Below are 17,480 nucleotides of genomic sequence, written 5' to 3' on the forward strand. Positions count from 1 at the left end.
TCCTTCGTCCATGTAGAGCTGTCGCAAAACCTTTAATGCGACAGCTTCTTATTCCTGAATTCCTGAATTCCTGAATGCAGATGAAATCAAGTGAAATATTCAATTTTAGCCTCTGGAAAATAATTGTTGATATAGCCACCGATTGTATCTTTTATATCTTCCTGTTCCTGATTTGTATAGACATATTTGCCACTCCCGTACCTTCCCCATTTCCATTTTCGCTTTGATTCATCAAGTTCGAGCTTGGTCATTGGATAATTCTTTTGAATGACACGTTTGGCAGGCTTTGTAAACCGATGTTGAATCATCTCAAAAGTTAAATCCTTTTTTACGGATGCTGGGAGCTTCTCTGTCAGTTTTTTTAGCATCTCATCATAGCCTTCTTTCCAGCCGTCATGCAAGTAAATTGAAGCAATAATAAATCCCAGTGGATAACCCGGCCTTGGCTATTTTGACTGCTGCCTCAATTCTGTCGTGTAGTCGAGATCTCCCTGGTTCAAAGTATTTTATAATATAATTGTCGTTTATACTGAAACGGAAACGTGTTCTGCCATTATGCTTGGCATCAAGATAGTACGTTTCATACAAAAATAGAGCTAGCTGGTTTGGGTCTTCCAGGTCCTGAACAACAGCTGCTTCCTGTACATTCGCCACCTCCTGTGCATGGGGGTTTCGTATTATAACGTAGACAACTTGTCCTGGATGAATCTCTTCCACCTGGCCTTTCGATTTCATTTAGCGCAAAATGTTTATTCACGATGGTCGACCTGTGGTAACGGTTTTTTAGCCGGCCCCTCGATAACCTCTCCAGTATAGGAAAATCTCGATCCATGGCACGGACAATCCCATGTACGGTCACCTGAGTTCCATGTGACTTCACAGCCCATATGGGTGCATGTGGTATCCACCATGTGAAGTTTATTCTCTTTGTCTTTATATACCCCTGTGCGTTTACCGTTGATGCGGGTTACGGTTGCATCATCAGCAGCAAGTTCCTTTGGATTATTCCCCGTGTATTCCAGTTTCCCTTTAATCATGTGCTTTGCAACATCAGCATTTGACTTCGCAAACTTTCTAAGACTTGGGTCGGCCGGAAATCTTGATGGCGAATATAAATCTTCATAAGGGTTTTCCTTATTTGTAATTCTGTCACTCAATATTTTTGCAGCGATCGTTCCGTTTGTCATTCCCCATTTACGAAAACCAGTCGCTGCCAGAACATTTTCTTCTTTTTTGGTGACAGGCCCAATATACGGCACTTTGTCTAATGTCGTTAAATCCTGTGCGGACCAGCGATAGGCAATTTCATTGATGCCAATCTGTTTTTCGGCAAATTCCTTTAGTGCATTATAATGTTCAATCGTGGATTTTCCCTGGCCGGTTTTATGATTTTCTCCGCCAACCAGCCATAACTCCTCCCCATTTAGGTTTGTATTTCTTATCGATCTTGTCGAAGATTCTGCATTAATGTACATGCCACCAGGAAATTTTTCAGCCGATTTTATGGCAATAACATAAGACCGCTCCGCATACATTCGGCTAAAAAAGAAACTTTGTTTGTCATAAAAAGGGAAGTGACTAGCCGCAATGACGTAATCACAGGTGATACGATGGCCGTCTTTTGTAACAATTGCAGGATGTTTATTGTATTCAACATCCACAGCTGTTGTTTGTTCGAAAAATTGGGCACCTTCATTCACACTGGTTTCCGTAAGTGCCTTCAAATATTTTAATGGGTGAAATTGGGCCTGATTTTTCATGATTAGCGCTGATTTGACTGGCATATTGAGAGGGATGTTGTCCGTCAATTCACTATCAATTTCAAGCTGATCATAGGCTTTCTTCTCATTCTCCATACTGCTGAGATAAGACGCGGCATTCGTGTAAATATACGCATCTTCTTCCTGATAATCACAATCGATTTGGTGATCGTTCACTGTCTGTTCAATGAAAGCTTTTGCTTCGTCCGCTGCCTGATAGTATTGGGAGGCCTTTTCTATTCCGAAATGCTGGATTAACTCATCATAAATAAGACCATGCTGTGCTGTTATCTTTGCGGTGGTATGCCCAGTCGTTCCATTCAAAATCACACCTGCATCAATCAGTACAACGTTCAAATTTTGTTTTGCCAACAGGTATGCTGCGGTAATACCGGTGATGCCACCACCGACAATTCCAACATCTGCTGTTATAGATTCTTCTAATTTTGGAAAGGTTGGAAGGTTTACGGAAGCCCGCCAATAGGGCTCAGGGTACTGTGGCATTTCATGATGATTCATATGTAATAGCTCCTTTTTGTACATAGAGATTTTACTATTATTGTTTTTTTAAGTGAAAATATGCGTGTTTACCCTCGTTAGTTCATTTTCTCTTGATTTGTCCTTTCAATTAAATAAATCTTATCTACCACCCATTTAATGATAATTGGCAACAAGATATATATAGGAAAAGAGTAGATATGCTCCCATGTATATGGTTCGTAAATATTCATGTAAATGGCTAGCGGTTCCAGCACAAATGCAAAGATAAGAGCTGTCACCGCGGAGGCAAGAATGAACCTGTTCCATGCAGGAAAACACTGATATAAGAGCATGTAAACGATAGAAATGATCATGTTGATAAAAATAATTCGAGAGCCCCACGGTAATACCATTGCCGGATAGTCCCACAACACAAGCTCTGCCCCAAAAACATCGAGAAACATCACAATTCCCAATGTAATAACCCCATACAAGGTAATACCTCGGAGCATTTTCCGATCCACTATTCTCAACCATAGCAAGCCAATCAGCAGCATAGATATAAGCAGAAACCACCACTGGAAGGAAAAAACTACTTCTTGCAGCCAGTACTCGCCCCTTAATTCACTTAGTTTTTGTTGCGCCTCTTTGATATCTACTAACTGAACGGCGATATAATCCATGATAATCTCCTTATGGTCTTGCTTTCTCATTATGTTATTTTTACAAGTACGTTAAGAAAATATACTTCTCATATTTTTCATCTCCGCCATAAAACACAAAACCTGTCAAACAATTGGTTATCACGGAGTTTTTTCGTATTATAGACGAACTAAACGAAATGCAAAAAGGCCGTGTCTAGCAGTTTTCCTGCTGCAAACACGACCTTTACCTTTCTTTGTTCTCCAGGATCGCTCATCAATTAGGGAGATCCCTTTTTCTTTTTAGGATCCAATTCGCGTTCACTTTGCGAAGCATCCTGGGATTTATCCTTTTTCTTTTCCTCTCTCATTTCAATCTTCATATCCTCAAGCGGCGGCTCATCGTTCAGCTGCTGTTCTTTAAAATCGCTTAAGCTTGTTTCTTTATCTCCGTCACGGACTTTTTTCTTTTCTTCCGGTGATTTCTGTTTATTTTCGGTCATGGGTATTCACCTCAATTTCCTTTTTAGAACTATATCCGTATTCGCAGGTTGTTAAACATGCTGTTGCCGCGTGCTTCATGGATATACGACGGTGAATTCCTCGCAGACAACTAGCATATCTTCATTGAAGTCCTTGTCTGTTTCCGCCAATTCATTTTTGAAAAAGCGAATATGTTCCCTCCGCCAGTAATCCAGGCTTTTATCGCCTTCCCCTTCTTTAGCGGCAAATTCAGGGCTAACTTCCTTAAAGGGCAGCACGCGAACATCGATCGTTTCCGTTACCACTTTTGCCTCGCCCTCCCAATCGGTTATCACGTTGTATTCTCCGATTTCTGGCAGAGGATCCCCATCCAGTTCATACATCGCATGTAAGGAGGCGGTTGCCGTTTTTTCGCCGGCTATTACCAAATCAGCGAGTTCCCGTGCCATATCAGGGTCCGCGCCAAATGGCCAGGCTGTGTAAGTTTTGCCTGTCCGCTCCTTCTCGGGCAATTTCGCTAAATAATTCTTCCACATAGTTTCTGCTTTCATTATGCATTCCTCCCCCCAAGTTATATTTCCCGCCGCATCGCCTTCAGCACGTCAATCTGCGTCGCTCGCTTAGCCGGTCGTACACCAGAAAGAATGGTCACGATCAGACAGATCCCCACTGCTATAAAAATCAGCATTGGCGGAATAGCGGAAAACTGCAGTCCTTCCGGCAATTCCTCGCCAAAGGATGCTTCAATAATAGCAGGAAGACCGAGGTTCACACCAAAACTAACAATATAGGCGGTCACTGTGCCAATGACTGCTCCGGCGATTCCAATCAAACTGCTTTCCAGTAAAAACACCCGCTTAATCGTTTTGGGGTTTGCCCCGATTGCTTTCATGATCCCAATATCCGGGGCACGTTCCGTCACTGCCATGGTCATCGTATTATAAATACCGATTGAAGCGATCACAATGGCAATCGTTCCTATCAGAATCAAGCCAGCCTTGGCGATCGTAAACAGTACATTAATCTGATTCATTTCGCTTACCACCGAGTAGGTGGCATAATTCTTCTCGTCTAATTGCTCGGTTATTCCCTCAACGGCTTGCAGATTTTGGGCGTAAACTTTTACCTCGCTAATCGTGTCATCTGCTTCCATGCCCTCACCAATAACCGGAGATCCTTTTGGCGTGCCGGTAAATGCCGCAATCTCGTCAAGCAGGTCAGTGGTCATATATACTTTCCGATCCTGCATCCACTCCCGTGTCGGCTCTTGGAGAATTCCTGTTACCTCAACGGGGATGGTGGTCGTTTCCTCCTCGCCATCTATCTGCTTGGTTACTTTCATATCAATGGTTTTCCCTAAAAGGCTGCCCTCGTATTGGTATTCCTCTTTCACCATACCTTGTTCATCATAAACCTCTTGCTCATTTGCATCCGTGGGAATAAGCGCTTGGGAAAAATGTGGCCCAATAAGCACTTCATTCGGCTCCTCGGGAAACTCTCCTTCCGCAAGTTCCATCCCTGAGGCTATTTCAGAAGGAAAATGGGCGGATACAGCCCCAGTCTGACCTTCATGCTGATCAACCAAAAAAACCGGTACTTGCCCGAGATGATTTCTCCTTGTAACTGCTTTAACCCCATCGATCTCTTCTATATTCTGTACGTGCTCCATGGTCAGTGGCTGAAATCCTTCTTCTGGCTTCCCTTTTCCATGAATATCAATTTCGGTAACAGCTTGCTGTTCCAAGGTATCCTCTACGACAGTTTGCTGAAGACCGAACCCAACAGAGGCCAGCACGATGAGAAACGCGCACCCCATTGCCGTGGCGATCACTGTCATCAGTGTGCGGATCTTATGTTTTTTTAAGTTTTGAATGACAAATTGAAGCTGATCTTTTCGCTTCATACCGACGCACCTGCCTCGACTAAACTGCCATCCTTAATGATAATCGTCCGGTCGCCAATCCTGGCAACCTCTTCATCATGGGTAATAATCATAAACGTAATACCTATTTCCTTATTGAGCTGCCGGATCAATGCAAGCAGCTCGGCTTCTGTATCGCTGTCCAGGCTCCCAGTTGGTTCGTCCGCCATAATCAGCGGCGGGTTCAGCACCATGGCTCTTGCTATGCTGACCCGCTGCTGCTGGCCACCCGATAGTTCGCTTGGATAATGTTCCTGATACGCTTTTAACCCAACCTTTTCCATCATCTCTCCTGCCAGCTGCCTGCGATTCTTAGCACTCATTCCCGAAAGCGTCAAAGGCAGTTCCACATTCTGAAATGCTGTCATCGCAGGGAGCAGCTGGAAATTTTGAAAAATGAACCCCATCTTATTTAAACGAAGGTCGGCAAATGCTGCTTCGGAAAAATCCGACACATGATTTCCGTCGATCCATATGTCTCCCTTTGTTGGACGGATAAAACCGCTGATTAAATTCAGCAGGGTGGATTTCCCCGAACCGCTCTTCCCTACAACGGTCACTATTTCTCCTTTATCTACTTGCAGGGAAATATCTTTTAATACTGATAGTGTTGTTCGCTGATTTTTCTTTCCCAGGACAAAGTCGTGGGAAAGCCCGTTTACTTGAATCATTTTCGTCCCTCGCTTATTGAATTGCCATTTGGTAAAATTCAACCGTATAATCCGGCAGCTCTTCTTGGTTCTGCTCCGTTGCGATGGTTCCTTCGTATACTAACTCGCCTGTTGCAGCATCAATAGCCAGAATAGCAGCCTGGTTTGCTTTATTATGATAAGGGGTTGCAAGATAAATATGATCCTCTGTTACCCGCATCATATGGGATCTCATCTCTTCTCCGGCTACTGGAAGTTCGACAGGCGTTTGAAAGGCAATTTCTCCTGTATCGATCTCCAAGGCTACCAGTTCAGTACCACTTTCTGCTTCTGCAAGGAAATAAACATTGGATCCAATGACTGAGGTATCCTGGATGTTCCCTTGAAGGCTGTCAGGCACTTCAAGTTTTGCCTGTTCACCGGTTTTCAGATTATAGGTGATGAATTCCGTGCCAGAAGGTTCTATATGAATTTCGCCATTTTCCTGTGGTACTTCCATCCGTTTTGTCTGCTGGAAAACAAGATAATCAGACGGACCATGGAGCATTGTAAGAGAATCGATATTTTCGGTTTCCGACTGTTCCTCTGTTTCCATACCGATCAGCGTATCTTCCACCAGCTTTTCCTGCCCGATGTCAATAGTGTAAACATGGTATTCAGAAGGCCCTTCAATGTGGTTTTGCGTAGCTACCTTCAATTCTCCATTTGTAACTCTCACATCTTCCACATACATATATACATAGTTCTCCGGAATATCTATCGTCAAGCCGCTCGTCTCTCCGCTGTCTTTTTGCATCACTTCAATAGAGAGTTCTATTTTGCCAATGGTGAAATTCGCTGGGTTGTCTGTTGTCGCATGAACCAGCATTGAACTGCTCTCATAATACTGATTAGCATCCTCCACTTTCCCACGCATGAAATTCCGATGTTCGTTTTGCAGATTTGCAATATAAGGATCCGTGTAAAAAGCGCGCTGGTTGTAGCTGGGCAACTCTTCCGAATAAAGCGTGCCCTCCGCTGTGATTTGCAGATTGTCCATATGCGCGACATTCCTTTGTGCGACAAAATGACCGCGCAGCAGCAGATCTTCTGCCAATTCACTATCCCCACCATTTTCCTGCAGGATAAATTCAGGCTTGCCGCTACCTGCAATTGCGGATTGAATATAATAGGTTCCCATAATCACGAATACCATGGCTGGTATTAAAATTAACTTCCAGTAACGCATACTTTTCTCCCCTTTTCTTTATACAGTCACTTTCCGGTTTAATAAGTAATGGCTCAGCCAAATTGATGTGCCAGTTACGAGAATGCCAAGTGTTAGCATCGCAAGAAACACTTCCATCGGATAAAGATAATTCATCCCGAGGATAAGCTGAATGATCAGCGGCAGCAGAAAAACAGTCACAGCTAATGCAGCGTAGACCGCGCCGAGTAGAATTCCCTTCCAGCGATAGCTTCGTTCAAATAAAATGGCCGTAAACAGAATGAAAACCATCATAAACCCAATACCGTAATTAGACAAAAATCCGGTGAAACTTTCCGGTATCAGCACTTGCAGGAAACCGGTCCGATTACCCATTTCTGCAATACTCATATCGGTTCGAAGCACGTCAGGGACGATCGTTTGCAATAACGCCTGCTCAGCAATCAGCAGGACCAGCTGCAGCGAAACCAGCCCAAGCACCATCAGGAAAACGGCCGAAGCTTTTGCGAGCAGGATATTCAGACGCGCCGTCGGAAGCATAAGCAGCCGGTAAACGAAAGTGTTTTTTCCAAACCAGTCGCGGTACCAGATAAGGAAACAATAAAAAATCAAAGCGGCAATGCAAAGTGCAATCGGCCCTAGGAACCATAAGGTCAGCATAAAATCAGACATCATCAATGTTCCGTTTTGCGCGGCAAATTGTTCCATTGTGGTCATCGATTCATTAGCCCGGCCAACAAAATTATTCGAATGAACAATAATGCCAGCAATCTGGGAGATAATCGTAATCGCGATTAGAACCAGATACACTTTAATAAACCGGCCCAGTTCAAAGTTTACTAATTTCAAGTAATGCTTCATTTTTTATAGACCTCCCTCAGCACATCGACCACCGATTTTCCTTCTTCTGCCCGCATGACTTCTGTCCGGAAATCTTTTAAAACGTTGCCGTTGTCGAGTAGAATGACTTTATCGATTAAATGCTCAATGTCGTTAATTTCGTGCGTAGTAATGATCACACCACGGTCTTCCACCAAATGACTGGTGAATACTTCGGCGATTTGCTCGCGGCTGAAAATATCAATGCCGGAAAACGGCTCATCCATCAGCAGATAGTCTACGTCCAGCGCCAAACCAAGCAAGAGATTGACCTTTGCGGCATTCCCTTTGGAAAGATCGGAAATCCGGTCCTCTTCATTTAAACGGAAAAATTCCAGCAGCTCGCTTGCCCGCTCATCGTTCCAGCTTTGATAAAAATCACGCATAAACTGGATGGCATCAGCAACCTTCATTCGCGGCAGCATCGTGACGGCATCAGGAATAAAGGTGATTTTCTCATAACTGTTTTTGTTGATTCTTTCTCCATCAATCAGGATTTGTCCGCTGTTAAGTGGTGTGAGATTCATGATGGCATTCAGCACCGTTGTCTTCCCTACCCCATTAATGCCGATCAGACAAGTGATTTCACCCTTTTTCGCGTCAAAACTGACCCCTTCCAGCACTTTCTTCCGGCCAAAACGTTTTTTGATCTCTTTTACTTCAATCATGCGATCCCCCCTCGCCTGCTTCTTTTTCTTTGTATTTCTTCTGAATCAGCTCGACCACTTCATCAAGTGGTGCGTTAATGGATTGAACGGATGTTATAAAATTCTCCACAGCTTCCAGCATCAGTTCCTCCCTGACTGCTCCGAGGATTTTTTCATCCCTGGTGATTTTGCTTGGCAAATTCCGTTCGGTATAGATCAATCCCTCTTCCTCCATTTCCTTATAAGCCCGCTGTGCCGTATTCGGATTTATTTTCAGCCTGCCTGCCAGTTCCCTGCGCGATGGAACCTCCTGCCCTGGCTCCATCAGCCCTGCGGCGATCTGCTGTTTAAAATGCTGAATGACCTGCACATAAACCGGGTCGCGATTATTAAACTTCACTTTCATAAGCAGCAGCTCCTAAATTTCTAAGTTCATCTTAGATGTAACTGTATTAATCGGTTAATACGCTAATGACAAAAAAACATGTGTATTAACCGGGTAATACGCTTCTTTGTGTATTATAGGCTTAATACAGTGTGAAGTCAAGCTGTTTTTTTAAAAATATTATTTCTACAAAATACGGGGTTTCTATCCGATAATCCGCTAAAATATTTCCCGGGAAATACATTCCGACAGATTACGTACAAGGACTCCCTAGAAAGGTTTAGTATGATAAAATAAACAAAAGAAACCTTAACAAAGGAGCAGGAAACAGATCTATGAAACTGGTATCTTGGAATGTCAACGGGCTGCGCGCCTGTGTGCGAAAAGGATTTTTGGATTACTTTCATGAAGTGGATGCAGACATCTTCTGTCTTCAGGAGATAAAACTGCAAAAAGGGCAATTGGAGTTGGACTTGCCTGGTTATCATCAATACTGGAATTATGCCCAGAGAAAAGGCTATTCCGGCACGGCAGTATTTAGCAAAAAACAGCCGCTGTCCGTGAGATACGGCGTAGGAGATGACGATACAGAAGATGAGGGACGTATCCTCACCCTGGAATTCGACAGCTTTTACCTCGTCAATGTTTACACGCCCAATTCCAAGCGGGATTTGACACGGCTCGATTACCGGCTGGAATGGGAGGACAAGCTGTACAGTTATTTGCAGCGATTGGATGCAGAAAAGCCAGTTGTTTACTGCGGCGATTTGAATGTTGCTCACAAGGAAATCGATCTGAAAAATGACAAGACCAATCATGGCAACTCCGGATTCACCATGGAAGAACGCGGCAAGATGTCCCGCCTGCTGGGTTCGGGATTTACGGACAGCTTAAGGTATTTCTACCCGGATACCGATGGCCTTTATTCCTGGTGGTCGTACATGAAAACGATCCGGGAGCGCAATGTTGGGTGGCGGATTGATTATTTTATTGTTTCTAAAAGACTGACGGATTATTTGGTTGATGCGCAGGTTCATCAAGAGATACTGGGAAGCGATCATTGTCCGGTGATGCTGAAGATGAACGAACCTATTGAAGAACAGATAGCAAATCTGTCTTAACAACTGGAGGAATGAAAATGAATGGATACAGCAAACTCTTACTCCGTATTTCCGCAATTTTTGCCTTGATCGGGGCATTTATCGGCTCCCATATGGCTGGTGCCGGCGGGCCTGAGCTGCGAACCGTCCACGCTCATATTTTGGCTGTTGGCTGGCTTTCCCTGTTTGCCTGGGCGGTCTATTATAAAGTGTTCACCCCGGCAAACAAAACGCTAGCTGCTCTACACGTTTACTCGGCAATAATTGGCTCCATCGGACTGACGAGCGGCATGTGGCTGTACTACACCCGCCCGTTTGGCATAGGGGGTGGCTTTACTACGGTGTTTTTTATTGTTGGTGGTACGATTATGCTGATCAGCTTTGCCATCTTTTTGGTGCTGACGTTTTTGAAGACGGAGGATGAGGTATAATTCACAGAAAACTTTTCAAGTTAAACGGATAATATAGAATGATATTCAGGAGACCCAGGCAGGCATGTTTAAAAGGACGGGAACCGGGTAAACACATTCACATATCTGTCACAATGGGAGGAATGTCATATCTATGATTCATTTGAAAAAAATCATTCAACACCATTACATTGCCTCTCGCGGTTCCTTAGTACTGCCTATTGAGCAAACCAGCATTCACTCGGCAGTGCCGAATGAAAATGGAATATTCTTTTGTCGTTCAGGCCGGTTGAACAGCTTGAATTTTGTAGAAGAGGCTATTGAGAATGGCGCTATTTGCGTAATTTCAAATGAAATGGACGTGTTGGAAAAAAGAAAGGTTCATCCTGACACTGCATTCATTGTTGTAAACCAACTGGAAACAGTGATAACAGAGGTACTGCACCATTTATATAAAAACGAGATGGAACAAATGTCGTTTATCGGTGTTACAGGAACGAATGGAAAAACGACCGTAACACATCTCATCTCTTCTTTGTTAAACAGTTTTTATCACAAGTCTGGTTTTGTCGGCACGGAGGGTGTTCTGGATCACCAAATGGAAGATGTAGACTATCATAAGACTACACCTACTACGCCGGAAGCTCCGGAATTGGCAAATATAATTCGTTATTTTCATGAAAAAAACTATCAGACCATGGCCTTTGAAGCCACTTCTGTTGCGCTGGATCAGAAAAGAGTTGGTTTTTTCCCGGTACATATCGGTGTTTTTACCAATTTCAGCAAAGATCATATGGACTATCACGGCAGTATGGAGCATTACCTGAAGAGCAAAATGATGCTTGCAGAGTCGGCTGAAGCATTGGTATATTCGCTGGATGAGCCAGCTTTTCAGCCCCTTTCCAAATGGCAGAAACCTGCATTGACATTTAGCCTGAGAAATCCACAGGCCAATCTGTATGCAACGCAGATCCTGTTTGGTGAGAAAGGCACCAGCTTTACGCTCCATTATCATGAAAAGAGGTATCGAATCCGTACTTCTTTTATAGGTGAACACAATGTTTACAATATCTTAAGTGCCTGTGCTGTCCTGCTGTTGATGGGTTATAAAATGAAAGCGATCGCCCGTAAGCTATCTTCCATTTCACCTTTGCATAATCGTTTTCAGATTATTTATGTAAGAGAACGCCGGTTTATTCTTGATTTTGCCCACACACCGGTTGCAGTGGAAAAGGCCATGCAAGCAGCGCGATTACTCACCCCCTCTCGGCTTATTGCCATGGTAAATGGGATCGGCTTAAGGGGACTTGAAAAAGCAAAGTTGATGAGCGAATCAATTGATACTTCCGCTGACTTCGTTGTCATGGGCGCAGAGCAAGTCGGATTCGTTGATCCCAAGAAAGTCATTACCGCGATGCGCAAGGGGCTTGATCCTGCTATCGGCTCAAACAAAATGGATACCGCTGAAAGCAGGAAAGAAGCAATTCGCAAGTGCATTCAATACTCCGCACCGGGAGATACCATTCTTTTGACAGGAATCAATGAACCGCAGCATGAGCAAGGTGAACTTGTTCCGCATGATGACCTTGAAGAAATAGAGAACATTTTAGCCAGCAGTCCGTATAGTAAAATAGTATGATTTATCATATTCTAAGTTGTTTACTCCAGCCGGGGCTTCCCGGCTTTTTTGCTGCGGAAGCAACACTGACCGTAATCCATTACTTCCCTGTATTTCAACGTCACGGAAAGTCATCTCCTCGCAAAAGTGGTGTTTCAGGTCTCAGTATGTCTCATCCCAGAAATCACTTTCATGCACTATAACCACTTTTTGGCCTTCTTTTCTTCGTTTAATCGTTTTTTCCACTTTTCGGCCGTAGCAAGCGAATGCCCAGCAAGGATTACCGTCCCCACCCACAATAAGGTATTCAGTCTTTTTAGTGACGTTATTATTAAACCGGCCGCCTTTTTCCTCAATAATTTTTGCGATTTCATTCCGTGTAGCTTTGGTGGATGTACCTGTAAAGCAAAAGGTCTTATCCGCGAATGATATCTCTGGATTGACTGCACAAATACCATCAATTGAATATTTTTGTTGTAATGCTTTAATTTCGGGTTCATTGATATTGCAGGACATATTTATATCAATAAAGCTACCGAAAAACCCAGTGAGCTGTTGTTTTTCATTTTCACTTATGAAGCCGTCTTTGTACACTTCCAAAAGCAGACTGTCAATTTCATCAAATGGGTAAGTACCTTTTAAGGTCTCATTTTCGTCCATCCAGTCTGATAGCTGGTGAATTTCTGATTCTGAGAGCTCGCTATCTGCCAGCATTCCGTGCAAAATGCCTTCCAGCTGCTGAATGGAAGAAGTGACTAAGTTATAGAAGTCTTCAAAGTCGTCACCATTCACTACTTTGTTGCATAGCCACAATATATCCTGAATTTCTTCTTGTGATAAATGATCATCTTCTAATGCTTCATCCAATGTAGGAATTATTTCTTTGAAAGGTGACTTTTTCTTCAGATGCCGATGCAAATTACACCAATTTGTAATTTCAGCTAGTTCAGTATTACTAACCATTCCATCAAATTCAACACCTTTAATGATGCCAATTAGTGCGTTAATCGCCTTATGTACTTCTGATTTTGAAGTAAACATTCGATACTGTTCTACTTCCTTAAAATCCTTACTCATTTTGCAATTCCTCCTTTATAAATTAAAAGCACACCAAAAAATCCTGGTGTGTTAATCATGATGTCCTTTCTTTGCTTTTTCTGTGATGAATTCAAGGTAGCTTTCGAGTTCCCAATTTTTTAGGATCAATTTCCTCCCACTTTCCCCATATCGAGAAAACCTGATGGCCAATGTGGTAATTCTTTAATAGCAGATTGATTTTATTATGTCGTTTTAATCATCTGAAAATATTATAATTTATATGACTTATACTGACAACCTTTTAAAATAGTTTTTTTCATAAAACTAAAAAAATAAGTGAGGGGAATAATTTATATTCCTGACAAAACAGTAGCCTTTACGTTCCCGTGGTTTCTTGCATAAGCTACAGTAAAAGCTGAACAATTCAGCTAAGACAGGAGGTGTGCTACATGGGATACCAGAAACAAGGTGAAGGATTTGCGCTGATTGTCGTGCTGTTTATTCTCTTAATTATCATTGGAGCAAGCTGGAATGGCGGCGGTGGGTACAGCTAATTCCAGAATATTTGGCAGGGTCAGAACCTTGACCCTGTACATCAATTCAAACGTGAGAAAGGAGCCGTTTTGTCATGGCTACCCAGGAAAGACATAAACAGACTGCCAAGAAGCAATCTTTTTTGAACGAAAAGGAACTGGACGCGATCCATCACTGGCTCCCCTATACGCATAGATACGTTTTTGAACACCCCCGGTGGATGGCCGAAACTGCAGAAGAAGTCCTGAATCTGGACCACCCGGTGCTCGGATATGGTTCCTATCGCATTGTATTTGACCTTGGCAACGGTCATGTTCTCAAAGTGGTCACACGCAAAGGCGGTTTTATTTCCAACGATGCCGAAGTAGACATTTATCATCGTTCACCAGTGCATTTGCGAAAACACCTTTGCTCTGTGAAAGAGTATGGGGATGGCTGGCTGATTATGAAAAAAATGACGGAAGCCCCTGAGCCGCCTGTACGAGAAGAGCTTGGTAATGTGGTGAAACAGTTTCAGAAGGAAAGCATTTTCCCCAAGGATTTGAAAAGGGAGAACCTTGCCGTAACCAGCAAGGAAAAGATTGTATTTATCGATTATGGCCATTTTTACAGAAGAAGGGAGAGGTTTTGGATTTAGCCTGCTCTCCCTAAATTCTGTTATTTATTCTGACGTGAAAAATAGTCAAGAATCCCCAAGGCACTCACCTGCATATCGAGATTTAACATCACATAAGCCTCATGGTCATCTGGAATGCCATTCTCCCGTAGTTCTTCTTTTATGTGCTCCAGTAAACGGTTCGCCAGTTCATCGAATCTTTTGCCTTCCTCAACAGCTTTCCTGCCCTCTTCCACAAACACCTTCAGCCATATGGAAACTTTCTCAAGAGCATCCGCAGGGTTGACTGTCATCCCAAAATGGCCAAAGTAGATACGGTCAAGATCCATAGCGGCAAAACGATCAATCGATGCCTGCATTGCCTCCGGGTCAAAATGATTTGGGGAGGTGGTAGGAAGAAACAGATCGATTCCCTCTTCAATCAGCTGCTCATAGCGAATCCCCGCTGTATCCCCTGTAAACATCCCGTTGCTGATGGGATCATATATGCTGAAATGATGTTTGGCATGGCCAGGTGTATCTAAAAATTTCAACGAGCAAGAAGGCCCAATTTCCAGTATGTCCCCCTGCCCTTTTACCAGCAGTCGCTCCTCTGGCACCGGCAGGACGGGGTCAAATAAATCCGAAAAACTCTCTCCATAGATAGCACGTGCCCCCGCAGCCAATTTTCTTGGGTCAGCCAGATGCCGCTCCCCGCGCGGATGCACAACAACCTGTGCATTGGGGCATTCTTTTGCCAATAGGCCCGCACCGCCTGCATGGTCGAGGTGTACATGTGTTACAATGATGTATCGAACCTGATCAAGCGTATATCCAAGCTGTTCGAGTCCCTGCTTCACAAATTTCACAGAGGGACTCGGCCCTGTTTCCACAATAGTCAATGCTTCCTCCGCTATGACATAACTTCCCGTCCGCTGCGGCATTTCCAAATCAAACCCATCCAGCAAGTGAATCCTGGCATCTAATGGAATTGGCTCTTTTCCTCTCATTTGCTGCCTCTCCTTTTTGTTCTTTTACTTCATAATAGCATACTTTTTGAAAATGTCAGAAACAAAAGCGGATAGGCTGTTCACGGTTAAATTTTTACAGGTATATGGTGGCCGGTTTGGCCTAAAATAATCAAGAACCAATAAAAGGAGGTTATTGAATTGGACAACCAACAACAGCAGCAATTTCAAGGTTCTGCCCAAATGCCTGCCCAGCAAAGTCACGGCGGTCATGAACTATTTGACGCACATGAAGCAATCGGCGGCCTTGTTGGCGGAATGGAACAATATATGCTCTATGCGGATCATATCCAGGATCCGGAACTGAAAACCATGCACCAGCAGCATAATGACTATATCACGCAGCTGTATAACACACTTGTTGAGACACTGCAGACCGGCCAGGAGCCGACTGTGGAGACCTACACTTACAATATGACACAGACCAATGATGTCACGTACGGTATGCAGCCATCACCGCCAAAAACACCTGCCCAGTCCGTCAATGAGATTAATGACCAATGCGTTTCCAGCTATATGATGGGAGTATTGAAACAATCAGCATCATCTTTCACCATGTCAGCATTGGAAGCGACCAACCCGGTCATGCGTCGAGTGTTTGCCGACAGCATCCCGAATCTAATCGAGATGGCCTATGAGGTATTTTTGTATCAAAATAAACATCAATACTATCAAGTGCCGCAACTGAAACAACAGGATATGCAGGCATATATCAACAGTTTTGCCCCGGTTCCGGGAACGATGCCGCACTAAGCGGGTTGTTTAAAAGGGTGGCCCACATGAGCGGGTCACCCTTTTTCTAATCAAGCAGGCGGTTATTTTCATCGACATTCATCACTCTTGCTTCTGTTTCCTTGCTGCTGTGGAGCCCGTCGCCATGGCAGACGCTGCATTGGTACTGCCAGCCTTCATCATCAGACAGGATGCCAGCTCCCTCACAGGCGCGGCAAATATTATCACGTTTTGGCAATGTGTTGACCTCCCTTTTTGCTCGTAGTATCTGCATGTTTGCTTTTTTATATGACAAATTTTCCGGTAGTATGGTTGTGCGATTTACACATACTAAGGAAGAGATTTATCAAGAAAGGGGTGGAATCAATGGGAAGAGATGAGCATCGTCATAAGAAAAACAGTGTGATGGCACAGACGCCGAAGAACCAATTGCGGGACGGCGAGGATGTGGAATATGCTGAGGAGTTTGCTGACCATGCGGACAGAGAGGCTCAAGCGAGAAGTCGGGCTGCTGATGCGCGGGCGAAGCGGAAGTAATGTGGGTGTCTGGGGGTTGTGTTGGTTGCTCAATTTGATGTGCGGGTCGCGCGACTTGATGTGTGGGGTGCGCGACTTGATGTGTGGCCCGCGCGATTTGAGGCGGTGGACGCGCGACTTGAGGCTTTACTCGCGCGATTTGGCATGCGGTCGCCCGACTTCGGTTGCGGGTCGCCCGACCTTGGTGATTGCTCGCCCGATTTGAAAAAAACTCGCTCGATTCAGGGTTGCACTCGCCAGATTTAAAGTAAAGTCGCTCGGTTTCAGACTCAACCTTCTTGACCCCACAACACCACACCGCCCCTTAGTTGCAACCCTCCACCCAACTTCGCTACAATTGGAGCAAAGGGATAAAGTGAGGAATCCATGATGAGCGATAAAAATGTAGATGATTATATTACAGAAGGAATTTATGGCAAAAGGCGGCCCAAAGAAGCAGAGCGCGAACAGTTTCTTGGGACACTAAGGGAGCGGATCGTCCTTGCTCTAACAAAGGGCCAGGTCATGTCCGACAAGGGACTGGCGAAATTGGAAGAGGCGATGCAGCAGCACCGTGATGCCAAATTGCTGATTAATGGGGATGTTGGCTACCGGTTTCTGAAAGAGGAAAAACAGCTGGCCGACAAATACAATATTTCCTATACGACCATCAGCAATGAAGAAAAGCCTACCGACATCGGTGCCGTTCTCGCCTATGACTACGCCGTTGATCAAGAGGAAATTTTTATTAACGAAGAAGAGCCTGCTGAGGAACAACAAGATACCAGCAACGATAAAAACGACTCCTTTTTATCAAAAATCAAAAATTGGTTCAGCTAATGAAAACCGGTCAAGC

Annotated in this window: 21 protein-coding genes and 2 pseudogenes; 8 read left to right on the forward strand and 15 right to left on the reverse strand. The window is 44.1% G+C overall.

The features are described from left to right. Positions 1–86: 86 nt before the first annotated feature. The 12 genes and pseudogenes from CEG13_RS19130 to CEG13_RS12735 all read right to left on the reverse strand — a co-directional run. Positions 87–591 (reverse strand): annotated as a pseudogene (locus CEG13_RS19130) (spore photoproduct lyase family protein); the annotation flags it as partial. Between the two features lie 36 nt (positions 592–627). Next, positions 628–735 (reverse strand): annotated as a pseudogene (locus CEG13_RS19135) (transcriptional regulator SplA domain-containing protein); the annotation flags it as partial. A gap of 14 nt (positions 736–749) precedes the next feature. Further along, entirely contained in the window at positions 750–2,279 is a 1,530-nt protein-coding gene (locus CEG13_RS12690; RefSeq protein ID WP_100012264.1) for an FAD-dependent oxidoreductase, read from the reverse strand. 77 nt (positions 2,280–2,356) lie between these two features. Beyond that, positions 2,357–2,923: a CBO0543 family protein gene (locus CEG13_RS12695; RefSeq protein WP_100012265.1), complete on the reverse strand. Its 567-nt coding sequence runs from the start codon at positions 2,921–2,923 to the stop codon at positions 2,357–2,359. A gap of 239 nt (positions 2,924–3,162) precedes the next feature. Beyond that, complete coding sequence (locus tag CEG13_RS12700; protein WP_100012266.1) at positions 3,163–3,384, reverse strand: hypothetical protein; 222 nt, start codon at positions 3,382–3,384, stop codon at positions 3,163–3,165. Between the two features lie 75 nt (positions 3,385–3,459). Continuing rightward, positions 3,460–3,915 (reverse strand): ASCH domain-containing protein, encoded by a 456-nt coding sequence (locus CEG13_RS12705; RefSeq protein WP_100012267.1) that lies wholly within the window; start codon positions 3,913–3,915, stop codon positions 3,460–3,462. Positions 3,916–3,935: 20 nt separating this feature from the next. Beyond that, positions 3,936–5,267, reverse strand: a complete 1,332-nt coding sequence (locus CEG13_RS12710) for an ABC transporter permease (protein WP_100012268.1) — start codon at positions 5,265–5,267, stop codon at positions 3,936–3,938. Further along, a complete protein-coding gene (locus CEG13_RS12715; protein ID WP_100012269.1) occupies positions 5,264–5,956 on the reverse strand; it encodes an ABC transporter ATP-binding protein in 693 nt (230 codons plus the stop codon). Before CEG13_RS12715 ends, CEG13_RS12710 begins: the two co-directional genes overlap by 4 nt. Before the next feature lie 13 nt (positions 5,957–5,969). Continuing rightward, on the reverse strand, positions 5,970–7,163 hold the full coding sequence (locus tag CEG13_RS12720; RefSeq protein ID WP_100012270.1) for a PQQ-binding-like beta-propeller repeat protein: 1,194 nt from the start codon (positions 7,161–7,163) through the stop codon (positions 5,970–5,972). Between the two features lie 18 nt (positions 7,164–7,181). Continuing rightward, complete coding sequence (locus tag CEG13_RS12725; protein WP_100012271.1) at positions 7,182–8,003, reverse strand: hypothetical protein; 822 nt, start codon at positions 8,001–8,003, stop codon at positions 7,182–7,184. Further along, on the reverse strand, positions 8,000–8,689 hold the full coding sequence (locus tag CEG13_RS12730) for an ABC transporter ATP-binding protein (RefSeq protein ID WP_100012272.1): 690 nt from the start codon (positions 8,687–8,689) through the stop codon (positions 8,000–8,002). The genes CEG13_RS12725 and CEG13_RS12730 overlap by 4 nt, the downstream gene beginning before the upstream one ends. Further along, on the reverse strand, positions 8,682–9,074 hold the full coding sequence (locus CEG13_RS12735) for a GntR family transcriptional regulator (protein WP_100012273.1): 393 nt from the start codon (positions 9,072–9,074) through the stop codon (positions 8,682–8,684). The genes CEG13_RS12730 and CEG13_RS12735 overlap by 8 nt, the downstream gene beginning before the upstream one ends. Positions 9,075–9,388: 314 nt before the next feature. Here CEG13_RS12735 and CEG13_RS12740 point away from each other — a divergent pair, with 314 nt between their 5' ends. The 3 genes from CEG13_RS12740 (at position 9,389) to CEG13_RS12750 (ending at position 12,202) form a co-directional block, all read left to right on the forward strand. Further along, positions 9,389–10,174 (forward strand): exodeoxyribonuclease III, encoded by a 786-nt coding sequence (locus tag CEG13_RS12740; RefSeq protein WP_100012274.1) that lies wholly within the window; start codon positions 9,389–9,391, stop codon positions 10,172–10,174. A gap of 17 nt (positions 10,175–10,191) precedes the next feature. Further along, positions 10,192–10,584 carry a hypothetical protein gene (locus tag CEG13_RS12745; protein WP_100012275.1) on the forward strand — a complete coding sequence of 131 codons (393 nt, stop codon included), beginning with the start codon at positions 10,192–10,194 and terminating at the stop codon, positions 10,582–10,584. Between the two features lie 133 nt (positions 10,585–10,717). Further along, a complete protein-coding gene (locus CEG13_RS12750) occupies positions 10,718–12,202 on the forward strand; it encodes a UDP-N-acetylmuramyl-tripeptide synthetase (protein WP_100012276.1) in 1,485 nt (494 codons plus the stop codon). 141 nt (positions 12,203–12,343) lie between these two features. Here CEG13_RS12750 and CEG13_RS12755 read toward each other — a convergent pair whose 3' ends face one another. Beyond that, positions 12,344–13,258: a BRCT domain-containing protein gene (locus CEG13_RS12755; RefSeq protein ID WP_100012277.1), complete on the reverse strand. Its 915-nt coding sequence runs from the start codon at positions 13,256–13,258 to the stop codon at positions 12,344–12,346. 410 nt (positions 13,259–13,668) lie between these two features. Between CEG13_RS12755 and CEG13_RS12760 the strand changes: the two genes are divergently transcribed. Next, on the forward strand, positions 13,669–13,773 hold the full coding sequence (locus CEG13_RS12760; RefSeq protein WP_100012278.1) for a YjcZ family sporulation protein: 105 nt from the start codon (positions 13,669–13,671) through the stop codon (positions 13,771–13,773). Between the two features lie 74 nt (positions 13,774–13,847). Then, on the forward strand, positions 13,848–14,390 hold the full coding sequence (locus tag CEG13_RS12765) for a bifunctional isocitrate dehydrogenase kinase/phosphatase (RefSeq protein WP_100012279.1): 543 nt from the start codon (positions 13,848–13,850) through the stop codon (positions 14,388–14,390). Between the two features lie 20 nt (positions 14,391–14,410). Here CEG13_RS12765 and CEG13_RS12770 read toward each other — a convergent pair whose 3' ends face one another. Next, positions 14,411–15,358 carry an MBL fold metallo-hydrolase gene (locus CEG13_RS12770; RefSeq protein WP_100012280.1) on the reverse strand — a complete coding sequence of 316 codons (948 nt, stop codon included), beginning with the start codon at positions 15,356–15,358 and terminating at the stop codon, positions 14,411–14,413. A 159-nt stretch (positions 15,359–15,517) separates the two neighbouring features. Here CEG13_RS12770 and CEG13_RS12775 point away from each other — a divergent pair, with 159 nt between their 5' ends. Next, positions 15,518–16,129 (forward strand): spore coat protein, encoded by a 612-nt coding sequence (locus CEG13_RS12775; protein WP_100012281.1) that lies wholly within the window; start codon positions 15,518–15,520, stop codon positions 16,127–16,129. A 46-nt stretch (positions 16,130–16,175) separates the two neighbouring features. Here CEG13_RS12775 and CEG13_RS12780 read toward each other — a convergent pair whose 3' ends face one another. Then, the gene (locus tag CEG13_RS12780) at positions 16,176–16,346 is read right to left on the reverse strand and encodes a hypothetical protein (RefSeq protein WP_239984642.1); all 171 of its coding nucleotides are present in this window, start codon (positions 16,344–16,346) and stop codon (positions 16,176–16,178) included. Between the two features lie 128 nt (positions 16,347–16,474). Here CEG13_RS12780 and CEG13_RS12785 point away from each other — a divergent pair, with 128 nt between their 5' ends. Together CEG13_RS12785 and CEG13_RS12795 are read left to right on the forward strand one after the other, a co-directional pair. Then, positions 16,475–16,645 (forward strand): YfhD family protein, encoded by a 171-nt coding sequence (locus tag CEG13_RS12785; RefSeq protein ID WP_100012282.1) that lies wholly within the window; start codon positions 16,475–16,477, stop codon positions 16,643–16,645. A gap of 366 nt (positions 16,646–17,011) precedes the next feature. Then, entirely contained in the window at positions 17,012–17,464 is a 453-nt protein-coding gene (locus CEG13_RS12795) for a YueI family protein (protein ID WP_338033012.1), read from the forward strand. Positions 17,465–17,480: the final 16 nt, after the last annotated feature.

It is taken from the genome of Lentibacillus sediminis, assembly GCF_002763455.1.
GTDB classification, from domain to species: domain Bacteria; phylum Bacillota; class Bacilli; order Bacillales; family Amphibacillaceae; genus Lentibacillus_D; species Lentibacillus_D sediminis_A.

Bases quoted from the DNA above. Each gene is read 5' to 3' on its own strand.
- CEG13_RS12690 (WP_100012264.1), bottom strand. From the start codon at position 2,279: ATGAATCATCATGAAATGCCACAGTACCCTGAGCCCTATTGGCGGGCT.
- CEG13_RS12695 (WP_100012265.1), bottom strand. From the start codon at position 2,923: ATGGATTATATCGCCGTTCAGTTAGTAGATATCAAAGAGGCGCAACAA.
- CEG13_RS12700 (WP_100012266.1), bottom strand. From the start codon at position 3,384: ATGACCGAAAATAAACAGAAATCACCGGAAGAAAAGAAAAAAGTCCGT.
- CEG13_RS12705 (WP_100012267.1), bottom strand. From the start codon at position 3,915: ATGAAAGCAGAAACTATGTGGAAGAATTATTTAGCGAAATTGCCCGAG.
- CEG13_RS12710 (WP_100012268.1), bottom strand. From the start codon at position 5,267: ATGAAGCGAAAAGATCAGCTTCAATTTGTCATTCAAAACTTAAAAAAA.
- CEG13_RS12715 (WP_100012269.1), bottom strand. From the start codon at position 5,956: ATGATTCAAGTAAACGGGCTTTCCCACGACTTTGTCCTGGGAAAGAAA.
- CEG13_RS12720 (WP_100012270.1), bottom strand. From the start codon at position 7,163: ATGCGTTACTGGAAGTTAATTTTAATACCAGCCATGGTATTCGTGATT.
- CEG13_RS12725 (WP_100012271.1), bottom strand. From the start codon at position 8,003: ATGAAGCATTACTTGAAATTAGTAAACTTTGAACTGGGCCGGTTTATT.
- CEG13_RS12730 (WP_100012272.1), bottom strand. From the start codon at position 8,689: ATGATTGAAGTAAAAGAGATCAAAAAACGTTTTGGCCGGAAGAAAGTG.
- CEG13_RS12735 (WP_100012273.1), bottom strand. From the start codon at position 9,074: ATGAAAGTGAAGTTTAATAATCGCGACCCGGTTTATGTGCAGGTCATT.
- CEG13_RS12740 (WP_100012274.1), top strand. From the start codon at position 9,389: ATGAAACTGGTATCTTGGAATGTCAACGGGCTGCGCGCCTGTGTGCGA.
- CEG13_RS12745 (WP_100012275.1), top strand. From the start codon at position 10,192: ATGAATGGATACAGCAAACTCTTACTCCGTATTTCCGCAATTTTTGCC.
- CEG13_RS12750 (WP_100012276.1), top strand. From the start codon at position 10,718: ATGATTCATTTGAAAAAAATCATTCAACACCATTACATTGCCTCTCGC.
- CEG13_RS12755 (WP_100012277.1), bottom strand. From the start codon at position 13,258: ATGAGTAAGGATTTTAAGGAAGTAGAACAGTATCGAATGTTTACTTCA.
- CEG13_RS12760 (WP_100012278.1), top strand. From the start codon at position 13,669: ATGGGATACCAGAAACAAGGTGAAGGATTTGCGCTGATTGTCGTGCTG.
- CEG13_RS12765 (WP_100012279.1), top strand. From the start codon at position 13,848: ATGGCTACCCAGGAAAGACATAAACAGACTGCCAAGAAGCAATCTTTT.
- CEG13_RS12770 (WP_100012280.1), bottom strand. From the start codon at position 15,358: ATGAGAGGAAAAGAGCCAATTCCATTAGATGCCAGGATTCACTTGCTG.
- CEG13_RS12785 (WP_100012282.1), top strand. From the start codon at position 16,475: ATGGGAAGAGATGAGCATCGTCATAAGAAAAACAGTGTGATGGCACAG.
- CEG13_RS12795 (WP_338033012.1), top strand. From the start codon at position 17,012: ATGATGAGCGATAAAAATGTAGATGATTATATTACAGAAGGAATTTAT.